This window comes from Shimia sp. Alg240-R146 (assembly GCF_947331465.1).
Lineage (GTDB): Bacteria > Pseudomonadota > Alphaproteobacteria > Rhodobacterales > Rhodobacteraceae > Shimia.
The window spans coordinates 14,142-28,350 of record NZ_CAMZOK010000002.1 but is presented as its reverse complement, the minus strand read 5'-3'; the positions used below and the strand labels follow the sequence as shown (position 1 = coordinate 28,350).

The 14,209-nt window shown below is 58.6% G+C and carries 16 protein-coding genes and 1 tRNA gene; 16 read left to right on the top strand and 1 reads right to left on the bottom strand.

Annotated elements, in window-relative coordinates:
- Window positions 1–70: 70 nt before the first annotated feature.
- A tRNA-Ser gene (locus PG871_RS09365) sits at window positions 71–160 on the bottom strand.
- Between the two features lie 193 nt (window positions 161–353).
- Between PG871_RS09365 and PG871_RS09360 the strand changes: the two genes are divergently transcribed.
- The 16 genes from PG871_RS09360 (at window position 354) to PG871_RS09285 (ending at window position 14,152) form a co-directional block, all read left to right on the top strand.
- The gene (locus PG871_RS09360; RefSeq protein WP_270728846.1) at window positions 354–1,259 is read left to right on the top strand and encodes an SPOR domain-containing protein; all 906 of its coding nucleotides are present in this window, start codon (window positions 354–356) and stop codon (window positions 1,257–1,259) included.
- A 26-nt stretch (window positions 1,260–1,285) separates the two neighbouring features.
- Window positions 1,286–2,467 carry a D-alanyl-D-alanine carboxypeptidase family protein gene (locus PG871_RS09355; protein WP_270728843.1) on the top strand — a complete coding sequence of 394 codons (1,182 nt, stop codon included), beginning with the start codon at window positions 1,286–1,288 and terminating at the stop codon, window positions 2,465–2,467.
- A complete protein-coding gene (gene tmk / locus PG871_RS09350) occupies window positions 2,464–3,102 on the top strand; it encodes a dTMP kinase (RefSeq protein ID WP_270728841.1) in 639 nt (212 codons plus the stop codon). Before PG871_RS09355 ends, tmk begins: the two co-directional genes overlap by 4 nt.
- Window positions 3,099–4,247 (top strand): DNA polymerase III subunit delta', encoded by a 1,149-nt coding sequence (locus PG871_RS09345; protein WP_270728840.1) that lies wholly within the window; start codon window positions 3,099–3,101, stop codon window positions 4,245–4,247. The genes tmk and PG871_RS09345 overlap by 4 nt, the downstream gene beginning before the upstream one ends.
- 19 nt (window positions 4,248–4,266) lie before the next feature.
- A complete protein-coding gene (locus PG871_RS09340) occupies window positions 4,267–5,073 on the top strand; it encodes a TatD family hydrolase (RefSeq protein ID WP_270728837.1) in 807 nt (268 codons plus the stop codon).
- Complete coding sequence (locus PG871_RS09335; protein ID WP_270728835.1) at window positions 5,070–5,876, top strand: MBL fold metallo-hydrolase; 807 nt, start codon at window positions 5,070–5,072, stop codon at window positions 5,874–5,876. Before PG871_RS09340 ends, PG871_RS09335 begins: the two co-directional genes overlap by 4 nt.
- Before the next feature lie 30 nt (window positions 5,877–5,906).
- A complete protein-coding gene (locus PG871_RS09330) occupies window positions 5,907–6,836 on the top strand; it encodes an AEC family transporter (RefSeq protein ID WP_270728833.1) in 930 nt (309 codons plus the stop codon).
- A gap of 95 nt (window positions 6,837–6,931) precedes the next feature.
- Window positions 6,932–7,594: a DsbA family oxidoreductase gene (locus PG871_RS09325; protein ID WP_270728831.1), complete on the top strand. Its 663-nt coding sequence runs from the start codon at window positions 6,932–6,934 to the stop codon at window positions 7,592–7,594.
- 315 nt (window positions 7,595–7,909) lie between these two features.
- Window positions 7,910–8,215 (top strand): STAS domain-containing protein, encoded by a 306-nt coding sequence (locus tag PG871_RS09320; protein WP_270728830.1) that lies wholly within the window; start codon window positions 7,910–7,912, stop codon window positions 8,213–8,215.
- A complete protein-coding gene (locus PG871_RS09315; RefSeq protein ID WP_270728829.1) occupies window positions 8,212–8,574 on the top strand; it encodes a response regulator in 363 nt (120 codons plus the stop codon). The genes PG871_RS09320 and PG871_RS09315 overlap by 4 nt, the downstream gene beginning before the upstream one ends.
- Window positions 8,575–8,587: 13 nt before the next feature.
- Window positions 8,588–10,804 carry a chemotaxis protein CheA gene (locus tag PG871_RS09310; RefSeq protein WP_270728827.1) on the top strand — a complete coding sequence of 739 codons (2,217 nt, stop codon included), beginning with the start codon at window positions 8,588–8,590 and terminating at the stop codon, window positions 10,802–10,804.
- A gap of 1 nt (window position 10,805) precedes the next feature.
- Window positions 10,806–11,276 carry a chemotaxis protein CheW gene (locus PG871_RS09305; RefSeq protein ID WP_270728826.1) on the top strand — a complete coding sequence of 157 codons (471 nt, stop codon included), beginning with the start codon at window positions 10,806–10,808 and terminating at the stop codon, window positions 11,274–11,276.
- Window positions 11,273–12,181 (top strand): CheR family methyltransferase, encoded by a 909-nt coding sequence (locus PG871_RS09300; protein WP_270728825.1) that lies wholly within the window; start codon window positions 11,273–11,275, stop codon window positions 12,179–12,181. The genes PG871_RS09305 and PG871_RS09300 overlap by 4 nt, the downstream gene beginning before the upstream one ends.
- Window positions 12,178–12,564: a response regulator gene (locus PG871_RS09295; RefSeq protein WP_270728823.1), complete on the top strand. Its 387-nt coding sequence runs from the start codon at window positions 12,178–12,180 to the stop codon at window positions 12,562–12,564. The genes PG871_RS09300 and PG871_RS09295 overlap by 4 nt, the downstream gene beginning before the upstream one ends.
- Window positions 12,565–12,584: 20 nt before the next feature.
- A complete protein-coding gene (locus PG871_RS09290; protein WP_270728820.1) occupies window positions 12,585–12,929 on the top strand; it encodes a hypothetical protein in 345 nt (114 codons plus the stop codon).
- A 23-nt stretch (window positions 12,930–12,952) separates the two neighbouring features.
- A complete protein-coding gene (locus tag PG871_RS09285) occupies window positions 12,953–14,152 on the top strand; it encodes a PAS domain-containing protein (RefSeq protein ID WP_270728818.1) in 1,200 nt (399 codons plus the stop codon).
- Window positions 14,153–14,209 lie beyond the last annotated feature (57 nt).

Genomic DNA, 14,209 nt, shown 5'->3' with positions numbered 1-14,209 from the left:
CCTAAAAATATGAAAACAAATGAAAAAGGCCGCTCAAAGCGACCCATTCAAATCAAACAAAAATGTAGGATGGCGGAGAAGGTGGGATTCGAACCCACGGAGGGCGTTAACCCTCGTCGGTTTTCAAGACCGGTGCATTCGACCACTCTGCCACTTCTCCGACGCGACATCCCTAATCGCCTGTAAAATCAGACGCAACCCGTTTTCCTTCAATTTTCCGCTCGTCGCCGCCACGCACACTTTCCATAAAGCGCGCATCGGGCTACACTCTGCGCAAATGTTCGTTGATGGGGCGCACCCGCGCGCCAAAACAATGGCAAAAGCAAAAATCGATTGCAGGCGAGAGGCAGTTCATGGCGGATCAATCACCACAAACCGGCGCACGGCGGTTGTTGAAGACAGGCACGGCCATGTTGGCACTCAGCCTGCTCCTGAGCGCTTGTGAAGAGGGCGAAGGTTTCAGCTTTGGCAAAGGGCCGGACACGACGTCCAGCGAGCCCAGCACGGCAAACAGTTCGAACACCACAAAACTTGTCGAGCGTGACGTCGAGGCCCCTGAGGTCTTTGCGGTTTCCGAAGCCGGTCTTTGGGACGGTCGGCCATCGCTTGGCGGCGTTTGGGCGGCACACCCGGATGTGGCCTCTCCGGAACGGGTCATTATTCGCAATCAGGCGAATGGAAAATTCGTTATCGGCGCCTTGTTCCGCAGGGAACGCGAAATTCCCGGCCCGCGTATTCAAGTCTCATCTGACGCCGCAGAGGCGCTTGGCCTGCTTGCCGGGCAGCCAGTTGAACTGAACATGACCGCTCTGCGTCGCGAAGAAGTTGCCCCCGAACCAGAGGTGAGTGAAACCGAAGCGCCCGCCGAAGTGGCTGACGTTGAAGAAACACCACTTGAACCGATTGCGGCGGCATCTGCAGCCATCGCCGCGGCCGAGGCCAGCGCGACACCAGCCGCAACACCGGCTCCGGCGCCTGCGCCTGCGGCCCAGTCCGAGGTCGCGCCCAAGCCCACCTCAAGCTCGCTCAGCAAGCCTTATGTGCAAATCGGTATTTTTTCGGTGGAAGCCAACGCCAACAATGCGGCAAAGCAAATGAAAACCGCCGGCCTTACCCCGCTGATCAAGAAAACCACCTCAGGGTCCAAAACCTTCTGGCGCGTCATTGTGGGTCCGGCCACCACCAGGGCTGACCTCAAGTCGATGACCAAAACCGTGCACGGCACCGGCTTCACCGACGCCTACGCTGTGACCAACTGACAAAACTGCTTTAGGGAGCCACCCGCATGCGTCCTTTCCTGCCCCGACTGATGGCCGTTGGCCTGGCGCTTGTTTTGACCGCAGCCCAAGTGCACGCATTTGAAACGCGCGCCCGCGCGGCATTTGTGATGGATCAGACAACCGGCACCGTACTGCTAACCAAAAACGCCGATGAGGCACTACCACCTGCGTCCATGTCCAAACTAATGACGCTGTACATGGCGTTTGAGGCCGTGCGCGACGGGCGTCTGGCAATGCAAGAAGCCTTGCCAGTGTCGCAACACGCCATGAGCTACGGCGGCTCCACCATGTTTCTGGACACCACCGATCGCGTGACTGTCGAAGACCTGCTGCGAGGTATCATCGTTTTGTCGGGCAATGATGCCTGTGCGGTGATCGCAGAAACGCTCAGCCCGGACGGCACGGAATCCGGCTTTGCGCGCCTGATGACACGCCGCGCGCATCAGTTGGGCATGACAAACTCGACCTTCGCCAACTCCAACGGCTGGCCCGCCCCGGGACACCGAATGTCGATGCGGGATCTGGCGTTGCTGGCCAACCTGTTGATCACCGAGTTTCCCGAATTCTATCCGATGTTTTCTGAAACCGAATTTGCCTTTGACGGACGCGCGCCGTCCAATGTGCGCAATCGCAATCCGTTGTTGCGGCTCAACATTGGCGCAGACGGCCTCAAAACCGGCCACACCCAAGAAGCCGGTTTCGGCCTTGTGGGGTCCGCCAAGCAAGGCAAACGCCGTGTGATTTTTGCGTTCTCAGGCCTCGAAAGCGAAAAAGACCGCGCCGAAGTGGCCGAACAAATGGTCAGCTGGGCGTTCCGCCAATTCTCTGAAACCACCCTCGCCCGCGAAGGGGAGCGCATTGCGGAGGCCAACGTCTGGATGGGTAAATTTGCGCGTATCGGTCTGGTGCCCGCAGAAGACATCACCGTTCTGCTGCCGGTTCTGGCGCAGGGCAAAGTCAAAGGCGAAGTGATCTACAACGGCCCGATTCAAGCCCCCGTCGCCAAAGGTGCACCCTTGGCGGAACTGGTCCTGACACCCGAAGATCTGCCTGAAATGCGCATCCCACTTGTGGCCGAGGCCGACGTGCCCGAAGGCGGTTTCGGCGTACGGATCAGCACCGCAACCAGCGTGCTGGCCGCGCAATTCGGCATTGGCGGCTCCGCCCAAGCAGAGGCGACGCAGTGACAGCCAAGACAATCCCCGGCGGAACTTTCATCACATTTGAAGGCATCGACGGCTCCGGAAAATCCACGCAGGCCCGCCTGCTGGCCGACCATCTGCGCACGCAAGGCCATGACGTGGTGCTGACCCGCGAACCCGGCGGCTCAACCGGTGCCGAAGAAATTCGCGCCTTGGTGCTTGAGGGCGATCCAGACCGCTGGTCCGCCGAAACCGAAATCCTGCTCTTCACCGCAGCGCGTCGCGACCATCTGGAACGCACAATTCTGCCCGCCTTGGCGGCTGGCAAGATCGTGATCTGCGACCGATTTGCTGACAGCACCCGCATGTATCAGGGTCTGTCTCGCGGCGATCTGCGCGGCGTCGTGGATCAGTTACATGACCTCATGATAGGACGGGAGCCAGACCTTACGATCCTGATCGACATGGATCCCGCCGAGGGCCTTTCCCGCGCCAAATCCCGCCAGACATCAGAGGAACGGTTCGAGGACTTTGGTCAAGCGCTGCAAGACCAGATGCGCGCGGGCTTTCTTGCTTTGTCCCGTGAATTTGCCGACCGTTTCTGCGTCATCAACGGCACAGGCACACCCCAAGACGTGTCCCAACGTGTCAGCGACAGCGTGTCGGAGCACCTCTCGTGAGCGAGGACGCCACGCCAGAACCCGACCGCGTCCCGGGCGCACCTCACCCGCGCGAAACTCAGCACGTCTATGGCCAAACAAAAGCCGAGGACGACTTTCTCACCGCTGTAAACTCCAGTCGCCTGCATCACGGGTGGTTAATGACCGGCCCACAGGGCGTTGGCAAAGCCACGTTTGCATGGCGCATCGCCCGCTTTTTGCTGACCTTACCCGCTGACAATGGCGGCGGCTTGTTTGGAGAACCACAGCCGCACGACAGCCTTACCGTTGACCCCGACCATCCCGTCTGCCACCGCATTCTCGCCCTGTCCGAACCCGGCCTTTTCCTGCTCCGTCGCGGCTTTGCCGGCAGCACTGACAGCGCCCGCGAGAAATCTCGCCAAGACGGCAAGTTCGCCGCTGACATCCGCGTCAACGAAGTCCGCGAGATGGCATCCTTTCTGCACATGTCCGCTGCTGATGGCGGTCGCCGCGTAGTGATTGTCGACAGCGCAGATGAGATGAACGTCAACGCCGCCAACGCACTTCTAAAGATGTTGGAAGAGCCGCCCGAGCGCACAACGATGCTGCTGATTTCGCACCAACCCTCGCGGCTTTTGCCGACCATCCGTTCCCGCTGCCGCGAGCTGCGTTTTAACCCGCTCTCACCCGAGGACATGCACGCTGCAATGGAACAGGCTGGTCACGCCGCCGACGACACGCCCGCACTGTCTGAGCTGTCGGCCGGCTCCGTAGGCGAGGCCATGCGCGTCACCCAATTGGGCGGCCTCGCCATGTATCAAGAACTGGCGGCGCTCTTTGCGTCCATGCCGCAGTTTGATCGCCAACGTGCCCTCAAACTGGCCGAAGCCGCCGCCGCGCGTGGGGCCGATGCGCAATTTGACCTGCTGCTTACCTTGCTCGACGTCTTTGTCTCGCGCATTGCCCGCACCGGTGCGCTTGGCCAAGCCCCTGAAACCGAGATCGTGCCGGGTGAGGCTGACCTTTTGATGCGGCTCGCCCCAAATGCCCATAAAGCACGCGCTTGGGCCAATCTCGCGCAGGAAATCACCGACCGCACGCGTCACGGCAAGGCGGTCAACCTTGACCCTGCCGCGCTTGTGCTTGATACGGTTTTCAAGATTCAGAAAACCGCAAGCGCCTGAAACGCTGCGTGAGGTGCCCATGACCGACTACCCGCAAATCACAGACAGCCACTGCCACCTCGATTTTCCCGATTTCGATGGCCAGCTGGACGATTTCATCGCCCGCGCCGCCGACGTTGGTGTGACCCGCATGGTCACGATTTGCACACGCCTGAAGAACGAGCCTGCGGTTCGCGCCATTGCTGAAGCTCACGCGCCGGTTTTCTACGCCGCTGGCACCCATCCGATGAGCGCCGCAGAGGAGCCTCTGGCCACCGTAGACGAGCTGATTGCACTGGCGCAGCATCCCAAGTTTGTGGGCATTGGCGAAACCGGTCTGGATTATCACTACACCGCCGACAGCATGGAGATCCAACAAACCTCCCTGCGCATCCATTGCGAAGCTGCCAGAGAAACCGGCCTGCCGCTGATCATCCACAGCCGTGACGCCGATGACGACATGGCCGAAATCCTGACGGATGAATTTAACAAAGGCGCCTATTCCTGCGTCATGCATTGCTACAGTTCTGGTCCGGAACTGGCCCGCAAGATGCTCGACCTCGGCTTCTACCTGTCGATGTCCGGCATCGCCGCTTTCCCGCGCAGTCAGGAAGTGCGCGATATTTTCGCAGCAGCGCCCGTGGATCGCATTTTGGTGGAAACCGACGCACCCTACCTTGCGCCCCCACCCTATCGCGGCAAGCGAAATGAGCCGTCTTATGTCGAAAAAACCGCCCGCGTCGGGGCAGACGTATTTGGCATGGACTACGCCGATTTCGCGGCACAGACACAGGCCAACTTTGACCGGCTGTTTTCCAAAGCCAAATTGACGGCAGTCGCTGCATGAGCGCCAAGCTGACCTTCACCATCCTCGGCTGCGGCAGCTCCGGTGGCGTGCCGCGTCTTGGTGGCCATTGGGGCGATTGCGACCCTGAAAATCCAAAGAACCGCCGCCGCCGCTGCTCAATGCTGATCGAGCGTAAAACCGCTGAAGGCACCACAACTGTGCTTGTGGACACCTCACCTGACATGCGCGACCAGCTTCTAGGCGAAGGCACTGGCCGGCTTGATGCGGTGGTTTACACCCACAACCACGCCGACCATATCCACGGCATCGACGATCTTCGCATGATCGTGTTCAACATGCGCGCGCGTATTCCAATCTGGGCGGATGGGGCCACCCAAAACGATCTGATGAGCCGCTTCGGCTATGCCTTTGTGCAGCCCAAAGACAGCCCCTATCCGCCGATCCTGGAGATGCTGACGATCGACGAAAGCAAGGATTTCACCATTTCCGGCCCGGGCGGCGACATAACATTTACACCCATCCGTGTGGACCACGGCAGCATCGACGCGCTGGCGTTTCGAATAAACGATGTGGTCTATATGCCCGATGTGGCCGAAATCTATGACGAAGCCTGGCCCAAGCTTGACGGCATGAAGTGTTTTATTGTCGACGCGCTGCGCCGTACGCCGCATCCGACCCATGCACACCTTGAAAAAACGCTGGACTGGATCGACCGCACGAAACCCGAACGCGCTGTGCTGACAAACATGCACATCGATCTGGACTACGCCACGCTAGAGGCCGAAACTGCGGATCACATCACCCCTGCCTTTGACGGGATGAAAATCACCTACGATCTCTGACTGCCGGAGACCCACAGAAAGCACAGCCCCATGCAGACCCTGATCTCTGTGATCTTGCCGGTCTTCCTGATCATCGGCTTTGGCTACCTCGCCGCTTGGCGCGGCTTCTTTAGTCAATCCAACGTTGATGGGTTGATGCGCTACGCCACCAACTTTGCTGTGCCTGTCCTGCTGTTTCGCGCCATCTCGAATCTGGATCTCGCTGCGGAATTTAACATCGCCCTGATGGGCAGCTACTACGCCGCAGCTTTCCTGTGTTTTGCCACCGGCATGATCGGTGCCAAAGTCTTCTTTGGCCGCGATTGGGAAGACGCAACGGCCATCGGTTTCGTGTGCCTGTTCTCCAATTCCCTGCTGCTTGGTCTGGCAATCATGGAGCGTGCCTACGGCGCCGACAGCTTAACAGGGAACTACGCCATCATCTCGATCCACGCCCCTTTCTGCTACGGTCTTGGGATTGCCGTGATGGAAGTCATGCGCGCGCGCCACACATCAAAAGCCAAAATCGTACCAACTGTGCTCAAGGCGATGTTCTCCAATGCGCTGATCCTTGGCATCGGCCTTGGGTTTATTGTGAACCTCGGCAACATTCCGGTGCCCGACCCCGTCACCCATGCCGTGAATCTGCTGGCCTCCTCGGCGCTGCCTGCCGCGCTCTTTGGCATGGGCGGCGTGCTTTATCGCTATCGCCCCGAGGGCGATATGCGCACAATTCTGTTTTGCTGCTTTGTGTCTCTCGGCCTGCACCCTGCCCTGACCTTTGCCTTTGGCACGTGGTCCGAAATTTCGGTGGACAACATGCGCTCCGCCATCGTGACCGCCTCCATGGCACCCGGAATCAATGCCTATCTTTTTGCCAATATGTATGGCCGTGCGATGCGCGTTGCGGCATCCACTGTGCTGATCGGCACCGCCTTTTCTGTGGTCACGGTCTGGATGTGGCTCGGCGTTCTGCCCTAAATGGATGCTGCTGCATGTGACCTCGCGGAACGGTGACTTGCGTGCCCTCTCGGGACACCCCATCTTGGCACCTCATGCGCCACAGGAGCCGCCCCATGTCCCAAGATCCCATCCGCGTCGACATTGTCTCAGACGTCGTCTGCCCTTGGTGCATAATCGGCTACCGTCAGCTTCTCAAGGCTTCCGAGGCGACCGGCATCGCGGTTGAAACTTTCTGGCATCCGTTTGAGTTGAACCCAGACATGGAGCCGGAAGGCGAAAATATCCGCGACCATATCATGCGCAAATATGGCTCCTCAGCCGAGCAATCCGCACAAGCCCGCACAAGGCTTTCCGATTTGGGCGAAGACCTCGGCTTCACCTTCTCGTGGTCCGACGACAGCCGCATCTACAACACCTTTGCCGCCCACCAGCTGATCCACTGGGCCAGCGAGACCGGCAAGGCACAGGATCTGAAACTCGCGCTTTTTGACGCGTATTTCACCGATGGACGCGATGTCAGCGACTCCGACATTCTTATTGAGGTCGCAGCCGACATCGGTTTGGACAAAGGCGAAGCGCGGGCGGTTCTGGCCGACGGGCGTTTTGCCGAAACCGTGCGCGAAAAAGAAACCTTCTGGACGTCTCGCGGCGTCTCCGGTGTGCCGACAATGGTATTTGACGCGCAGCAGGCAACATCCGGTGCGCAGGGCGTCGATGTTTTCTCGCAGGTCTTACGCCACATGGCCGCACAACCCCGCCAGGTCCCCGCCAGTTAAGCGGCTTGGTCAGGCCACCGGCTTAGCGCCGTTTCCCAAACAACACAGCCTCACAGCTGGGCGCGTCAAAGATTCGCGCGCCGTTAGTTTCCCCTACGTCATCGCGGGAAAAAGGTGAGCTAATTGCGCCGCCGCTCAGCAACCAGCACCACTCCACGCTGGGGAACGCACGCGGCATACACGCCTAAATTATTCATTATTTTCAATTGCAAGCGACCAACTCTTGCCATCCCGCGTGATCGGTAACGCGGTGTTAAGGGAGAATGCCTAGGTTCCAAAAAGAAGCTCGAATTTTGCAAGTGAATGTGACCCAACATGTCCTCACCAAACCCACCCACGACAGCAGGTCAAATTGATCTGCCAAAGACCCTAGACCATTCCCACGCAGCGGCCTTGCGTCCCCTGATCGAGGCGCTTCGCGGCCAACCCGTCAGCCTGAACGCACAGGGCTGCAATCACCTTGGCGGCGCCGGCGCTGAACTCCTTTTGGCCGCCCACGCCGAATGGACTGACGCGGACATTCCTTTCGCCGTTCAAAATATGTCTGAAAAATTTGTTGCCGGTCTGTCCTGCCTGGGCCTGCAACAGACCGCACTCTTCCAAGAGGGAACAACAGAATGACAAAAATCTTGGCAATTGATGATTCCCGCACCATGCGGGCGATGCTGGAAACAGCCCTGACCGAAGCAGGGATGGATGTGGATCTGGCCGAGGACGGGGTCGAAGGCCTCGAAGTCCTTCCAGATGCCGCACCTGACCTCGTGATCACCGATATCAACATGCCGCGCCTTGACGGGTTTGGCCTGATCGAAGGGGTCCGCGAAAAGCCGGAATACGCCTCCTTGCCGATCCTCGTGCTGACCACTGAAAACGGCGACGCGCTGAAACAACGCGCACGTGACGCCGGTGCCACGGGTTGGATCGTAAAACCCTTTGATGCCGATAAACTTGTGGCGGTGATCAACCGCCTGGTTGTCTGAAAGGAGACCTTTGATGTCCGATCTCCGTGATATGTTCTTTGAGGAATGCGACGACCTGATGGAGGTTCTCTCCACAGGTCTGGACGACCTCCAGAACGGCAATGGCGACGCCGAAACGATCAACGCAATGTTCCGCTCGGTCCACTCGATTAAGGGTGGCGGTGGCGCCTTTGGGCTGGATCGGCTCATCAACTTTGCGCATGCTTTTGAAAATGTGCTCGAAGACCTGCGGTCTGAAAAAATTGAGGCCGACCCGGGGCTTATCGCCCTGATGTTCTCCTCGTTTGACCACCTGAGCGATCTGGTCGACGCTGCGCGCGACGACAACGACATCGCTGAAGACGCCGGTGCCTCTATTCTCGCAGACCTGAAACAGGTCTCCCCGCCCGAAGATGGCGGAGCTGAGGAAGCCGAAGTTGATTCCGCAGACTTTATGCCGCTCACGCTCGACATTGGCGGGGACAACGATTTTGGCCCCCTACCCGACTTCGATCTGCCTCCGTCACTGGACCTGGACACAGACCCTGCCCCGCTTGACGACCTGCCGGGCAGCGACGGTGTCAGCGCCTTCGCAATTGAATTTTCCGCGGACCCCGGCCTCTACACCCGCGGCCATGACCCCGCGCTGCTGTTCCGCGCCCTCGCGGATCTCGGCGACGTAACCGTTACCGCCGACACCAGCAACGTTCTCACTCTGGCCGAAGCCGGCGACGCCCTCGCGGCCCTGAACTGGACCTTGCAGCTGATCCCGAACGACGGCGTCCAAGAAGACGACATCCGCGAAGTCTTCGAATTTGTCGAAAGCCAATGCGTATTGGAAGTCTCGACCACAGTCGTGGAAAAAGCTGCGGACATTGATCTACCCGAGCTCCCGACCTTGACCGACGAGGTGCCAGCGCCTGATGAGGCTGATACAGCGGCCGACGTAACGGCGCCGACCACTCCTGAACCCGCAGCCAAACCCGCCATAAAAGTGGTGGAGGCGAAACCTGTCGCCGGAAAAAAGTCTGAACCGCGCAACAGCACGATCCGCGTTGATCTGGACCGTGTCGACCGTCTTATCAACCTCGTTGGGGAGCTGGTGATCAGCGAAGCCATGTTGCGCCAATCGATGAACGAACTGCCGGTCTCCGCCAACAGCTCTGTGAGCGAGGCCATCGGCCAGCTCAAGACCCTGTCCGGCGTGTTGCAGGAAAGCGTTATGGCCATTCGCGCGCAACCTGTGCGCGGCCTGTTCCAACGCATGTCACGCATCGTGCGGGAATCATCTCGCACCGCCGGCAAAGAGGCGCGCCTCCTGATGATCGGGGACAGCACCGAGGTCGACAAGACCGTGACCGAACGTTTGGTCGAACCGCTGACCCACATGATCCGCAACTCGGTCGACCACGGTCTGGAAACAGCCGAAGACCGCATCAAGGCGGGCAAACCGGCGCAGGGCACGATCAAACTCGAAGCGGCTCACCGCTCCGGTCGGGTGGTGATCTCTCTGTCGGACGACGGCGCGGGCATCAATCGCGAAAAGGTCCGCAAGATTGCGGAGAGCAAGGGTCTTGTGCGTCCTGAGGACGACCTGACCGACTCCGACATCGACAACCTTTTGTTCCGCCCCGGTTTTTCCACCGCCGACTCCATTTCCGAACTGTCGGGTCGTGGTGTTGGTCTGGACGTGGTGCGCAGTGAAATTCAAGCCCTTGGGGGTCGCATCAACCTGCAATCCGAGCCGGGCAAAGGCACGCTGATGACCATCTCGCTGCCTCTGACACTGGCGGTGATGGAGGGCATGCTTGTCACTATCGAAGGTGAATCGCTTGTGGTGCCCACCGTGGCCCTGCGCGAAACCCTGCAGCCCGGTCAGGCCAACGTACATGAATTTTGCGAAGGCGACCGCGGCCTGTCGATGGGTGGTGAAATCCTTCCTATCGTCGATCTGGGCGAAGCACTCGGCTTCCGCCGTCAGCTGTCCGATCTGGACAATCAGGCGCTCTTGCTCATCGAAGGCGAAAGCGGCCGTCGTTCGGCGCTGGCCGTGGACAACATTATCGAACAACGCGAGGTCGTGATCAAAGGGCTGGAACAAAACTATCAATCCATCCCCGGCATCGCCGCCGCCACCATTCTCGGCAACGGTAAAATTGCCCTGATTGTCGACACAGACCAAATGATCCCTGCCGCAGGCAAGAGCCAGCTGAGCTTGCTCAAGGGTCAAGAACACGCAGAGGTAGCCTGACATGTCTGACCAAACCAACGAAGAACAGACCGAAGATCGCATCGAGATCGTTTCCTTTACCATTGGTGAGCAGGCCTTCTGCCTCAACATCGGTCATGTTCTCGAAATTCGCGGCTGGACCAGCACCACCACCCTGCCCCACGCACCTGACTATGTTGTGGGCATGATGAACCTACGCGGCGCTGTGCTGCCGGTGATGGACCTGTCCATGCGCCTGGGCCTCGGCAAAACCGTGCCGGAATCGCGCTCGGTGATCATCATCGCCCATATCGACAAGAAAAGCGTCGGCTTCCTCGTCGATGCAGTCAGCAACATTCTGACCGTGAACCAAGCAGACATGCAGCCCACACCCGAAGTCTCTTCGGCGCGGACCGCTGCCTTCATCCGGGGCGTTTACACAATGGACGACACGATCGTGCGCGCCATCGACGTTCACCAAATTATGCCACAGGACAACTTGGTCGCAGCATGACACAAACCAAAGGGCACACACTGGACGACGGGACTATCAGTGACGGGGATTTCGCCCGCATTGCCAGCCTTGTTCGCGAAATGACAGGAATCGACCTGCAACCGCACAAACGTGCCATGGTTGCGGCGCGCCTTGCCAAACGCATGCGCGCCACTGGGATGACCTCGATTTCAGATTATTGCAAACGCCTCGAAGACGGCACCGCCGGCGAGGAAACCAAGCAGTTTGTCACCGCCTACACTACCAACATGACGCGTTTTAACCGCGAGGAGCATCACTTCGATCATCTCGCAAGCGAGGCGCTGCCGAAATTGGTGAATGCGGCGAAGCGCGGCGCGAGAGTACGGATCTGGTCGGCTGGCTGCTCCAGCGGTGAGGAACCCTACGGGCTGGCGTTCCACATCTTGGACTTGTGTCCCGAAGCGCCCACGCTGGATTTGAAAATTCTGGCGTCCGACATCGACTTGGAAATTCTCGCGCGTGCCAAACGCGGCATCTATTCCAGTGCCGGCATCAAAACGCTGCCCGATCATCAGGCGAAGAAGTACTTTCAGCCGGTTTCAGGAGAGTCTGACCAAATGTCGGTCAACCAGGCCGCCCGCGATCTGATCGCATTCCGTCAGTTGAACCTGCACGGCCCTTGGCCCTTCACGGGCGCGTTTGACGTGATCATCTGCCGCAATGTGGCAATCTATTTCGACGTGCCCACCCAAAGCACGCTCTGGCGCCGGTTCGCCGAGAACCTGAGCACGCAGGGCCTGCTTTATATCGGACACTCCGAAGGCCTCGATGCGGACAATGCACGACGCTTTAACACTGTGGGTCGCGGCGTCTTCCAAGTGACACCTGCCCACCAAAAAACAGCCAAAAACGGCACATCCACTAAATTGGGGAACGCAGTATGAGCCTGAAAGACAAACTTCACGTCCTGGTCGTTGACGACATGTCCACCAGCCGCGGCCTGATCACCCAAGCCTTGGATGAAATCGGCGTCGTGAACTACCGTACTGAAAATAATGGCAAATCCGCATGGAGCAGCCTTGCAGCCAAACCGGTTCATCTGGTGCTGTCCGATTACAACATGCCGGAAATGGACGGGCTGCAGCTGTTGCACGCGATCCGCTCGCACAAGCCCATCGCCCGCACTGGCTTTATCCTGATTACAGGCCGTGCCGATCCGGCGACCATCAACCAGGGCGCTCAGCTTGGTATGAACAACTTCATCAAGAAGCCGTTCCAGACCGCCCAACTCAAAGCCTGTATCGAAAAAGTAGTGGGCGCGCTCTAAGCGACGCCCGGGGACGAAGAATGACCATAAGATCCACCTCCGATTTGTTGGTGACCATCGCCGAGGACGTCTCTGAGATGGCCACGGTTGCGCATGCGCTTGATGCTCTGACCAGCCAACTCGACCTGACGCATACGGACCAATCCAAAATCCGTGATTTACAACGGGTGGATGCTCTTTTTCAGCACTTGGACGACGTGTCAGTGCTTTTACGGAAAATGGCAACAATGATTGGCACCGGCCCCGAACTCGACACCCGCGATCTCAGCGACACCATTAAACTGGACTATCTGAAGTCGCGTATGACCAACGCTGCAGCCGTGTCTGTCACGCCCGACGTGTCCGGCGAAGTAAACCTGTTTTGACCGATTTGACTCTGGAGACAGACATGAACGCGATTTCCAAAATCACTCCTGCCCGTGGATCCGAAGAACGGTCTGTTCCGCGCGAGGCAGTCCTAACCTCTGCCACCGATCCGCGCGGCGTTATTACATTTGCCGGGTCCGATTTCTGCGACATCGCGGAATACTCGGCTGATCAGTTGCTCAACGCGCCCCACAAAATCGTGCGCCATGACGACATGCCCAAAGGCGTGTTCTACCTCATGTGGGACACACTCAAAGCCGGCAAGCCGATCTGTGCCTATGTGAAAAACCGCACCGCCAATGACAATTACTATTGGGTATTGGCAAACGTCACACTGACCGAGAACGGCTATATTTCGGCCCGTATCCATCCCGAAACTAAATACTTTGATCTTGCCAAAAGCCTGTACGAAGAAATGCTGGCGATGGAATCGGGCGGAAAGTCCCCCGAGGACAGCGCCAATTGGCTCCTGACACAGCTGCAGGAAAAAGGCATTCCCAACATCGAAACCTTCAGCGCGCTTCTGCTGGACAGCGAATTCAAAAACCGCGGCATCGTCACACCACAAAACGAAGCCATATTCGCCCTGATGGATGAGATCACTGGGTTGGTCACTGACATGCAGAAGTTGGCTAAAAACATCGAGACCGGCTTCAAACGAGTGCGTGGCGAGCCAGTGAACTTGCGAATTCTGGCGGGCCGCCTTGAAGGCGCCGGTGCCGCGCTTGGCACCATCTCGCAGAACTACGACGCCATGGCGCAGGAAATGTACGAGCTTTTGGGGCGTCTTTATGGCGAAGATACCGGTGCCCTTGCCGATATGTTTAAGGCGCTATCTCACGGCCGCTCGGCCCAGCAGTTTGCCCAACTTCTGGGCGAAGCGATCGCGCATGAAAACGACAGCCCGACCGAGGGCAGCCAAATCGACGTGCTGATTAATCAACACGCCCGCCTCGAAGCCGTGTGCGAACAGCGTATTCGCGAGATTTCTGTGGCCGGAAAATCAATTCCCGACATCTGCCGCAGCCTGCGCCGCCGCATCAACGGGCTCGACGTGGTCAAACTGCTTTGCAAAGTGGAAAGCGGCCGCATGCGCGAAGTTGACAGTGGTCTGGACGGTATCATCGAACGCCTGCAGGCGTTCCATGACAACACCGACACAAGCCTCGCGGAGCTCTCCGCCAAGGCGTCTCAAATCCAACAGAAAATGAGCGCCTTCTAGCTGGAAAAGCCCTGTCCGCTTAACCCAACGCTCATAAGCCCCTGTCACAAGTGGCCT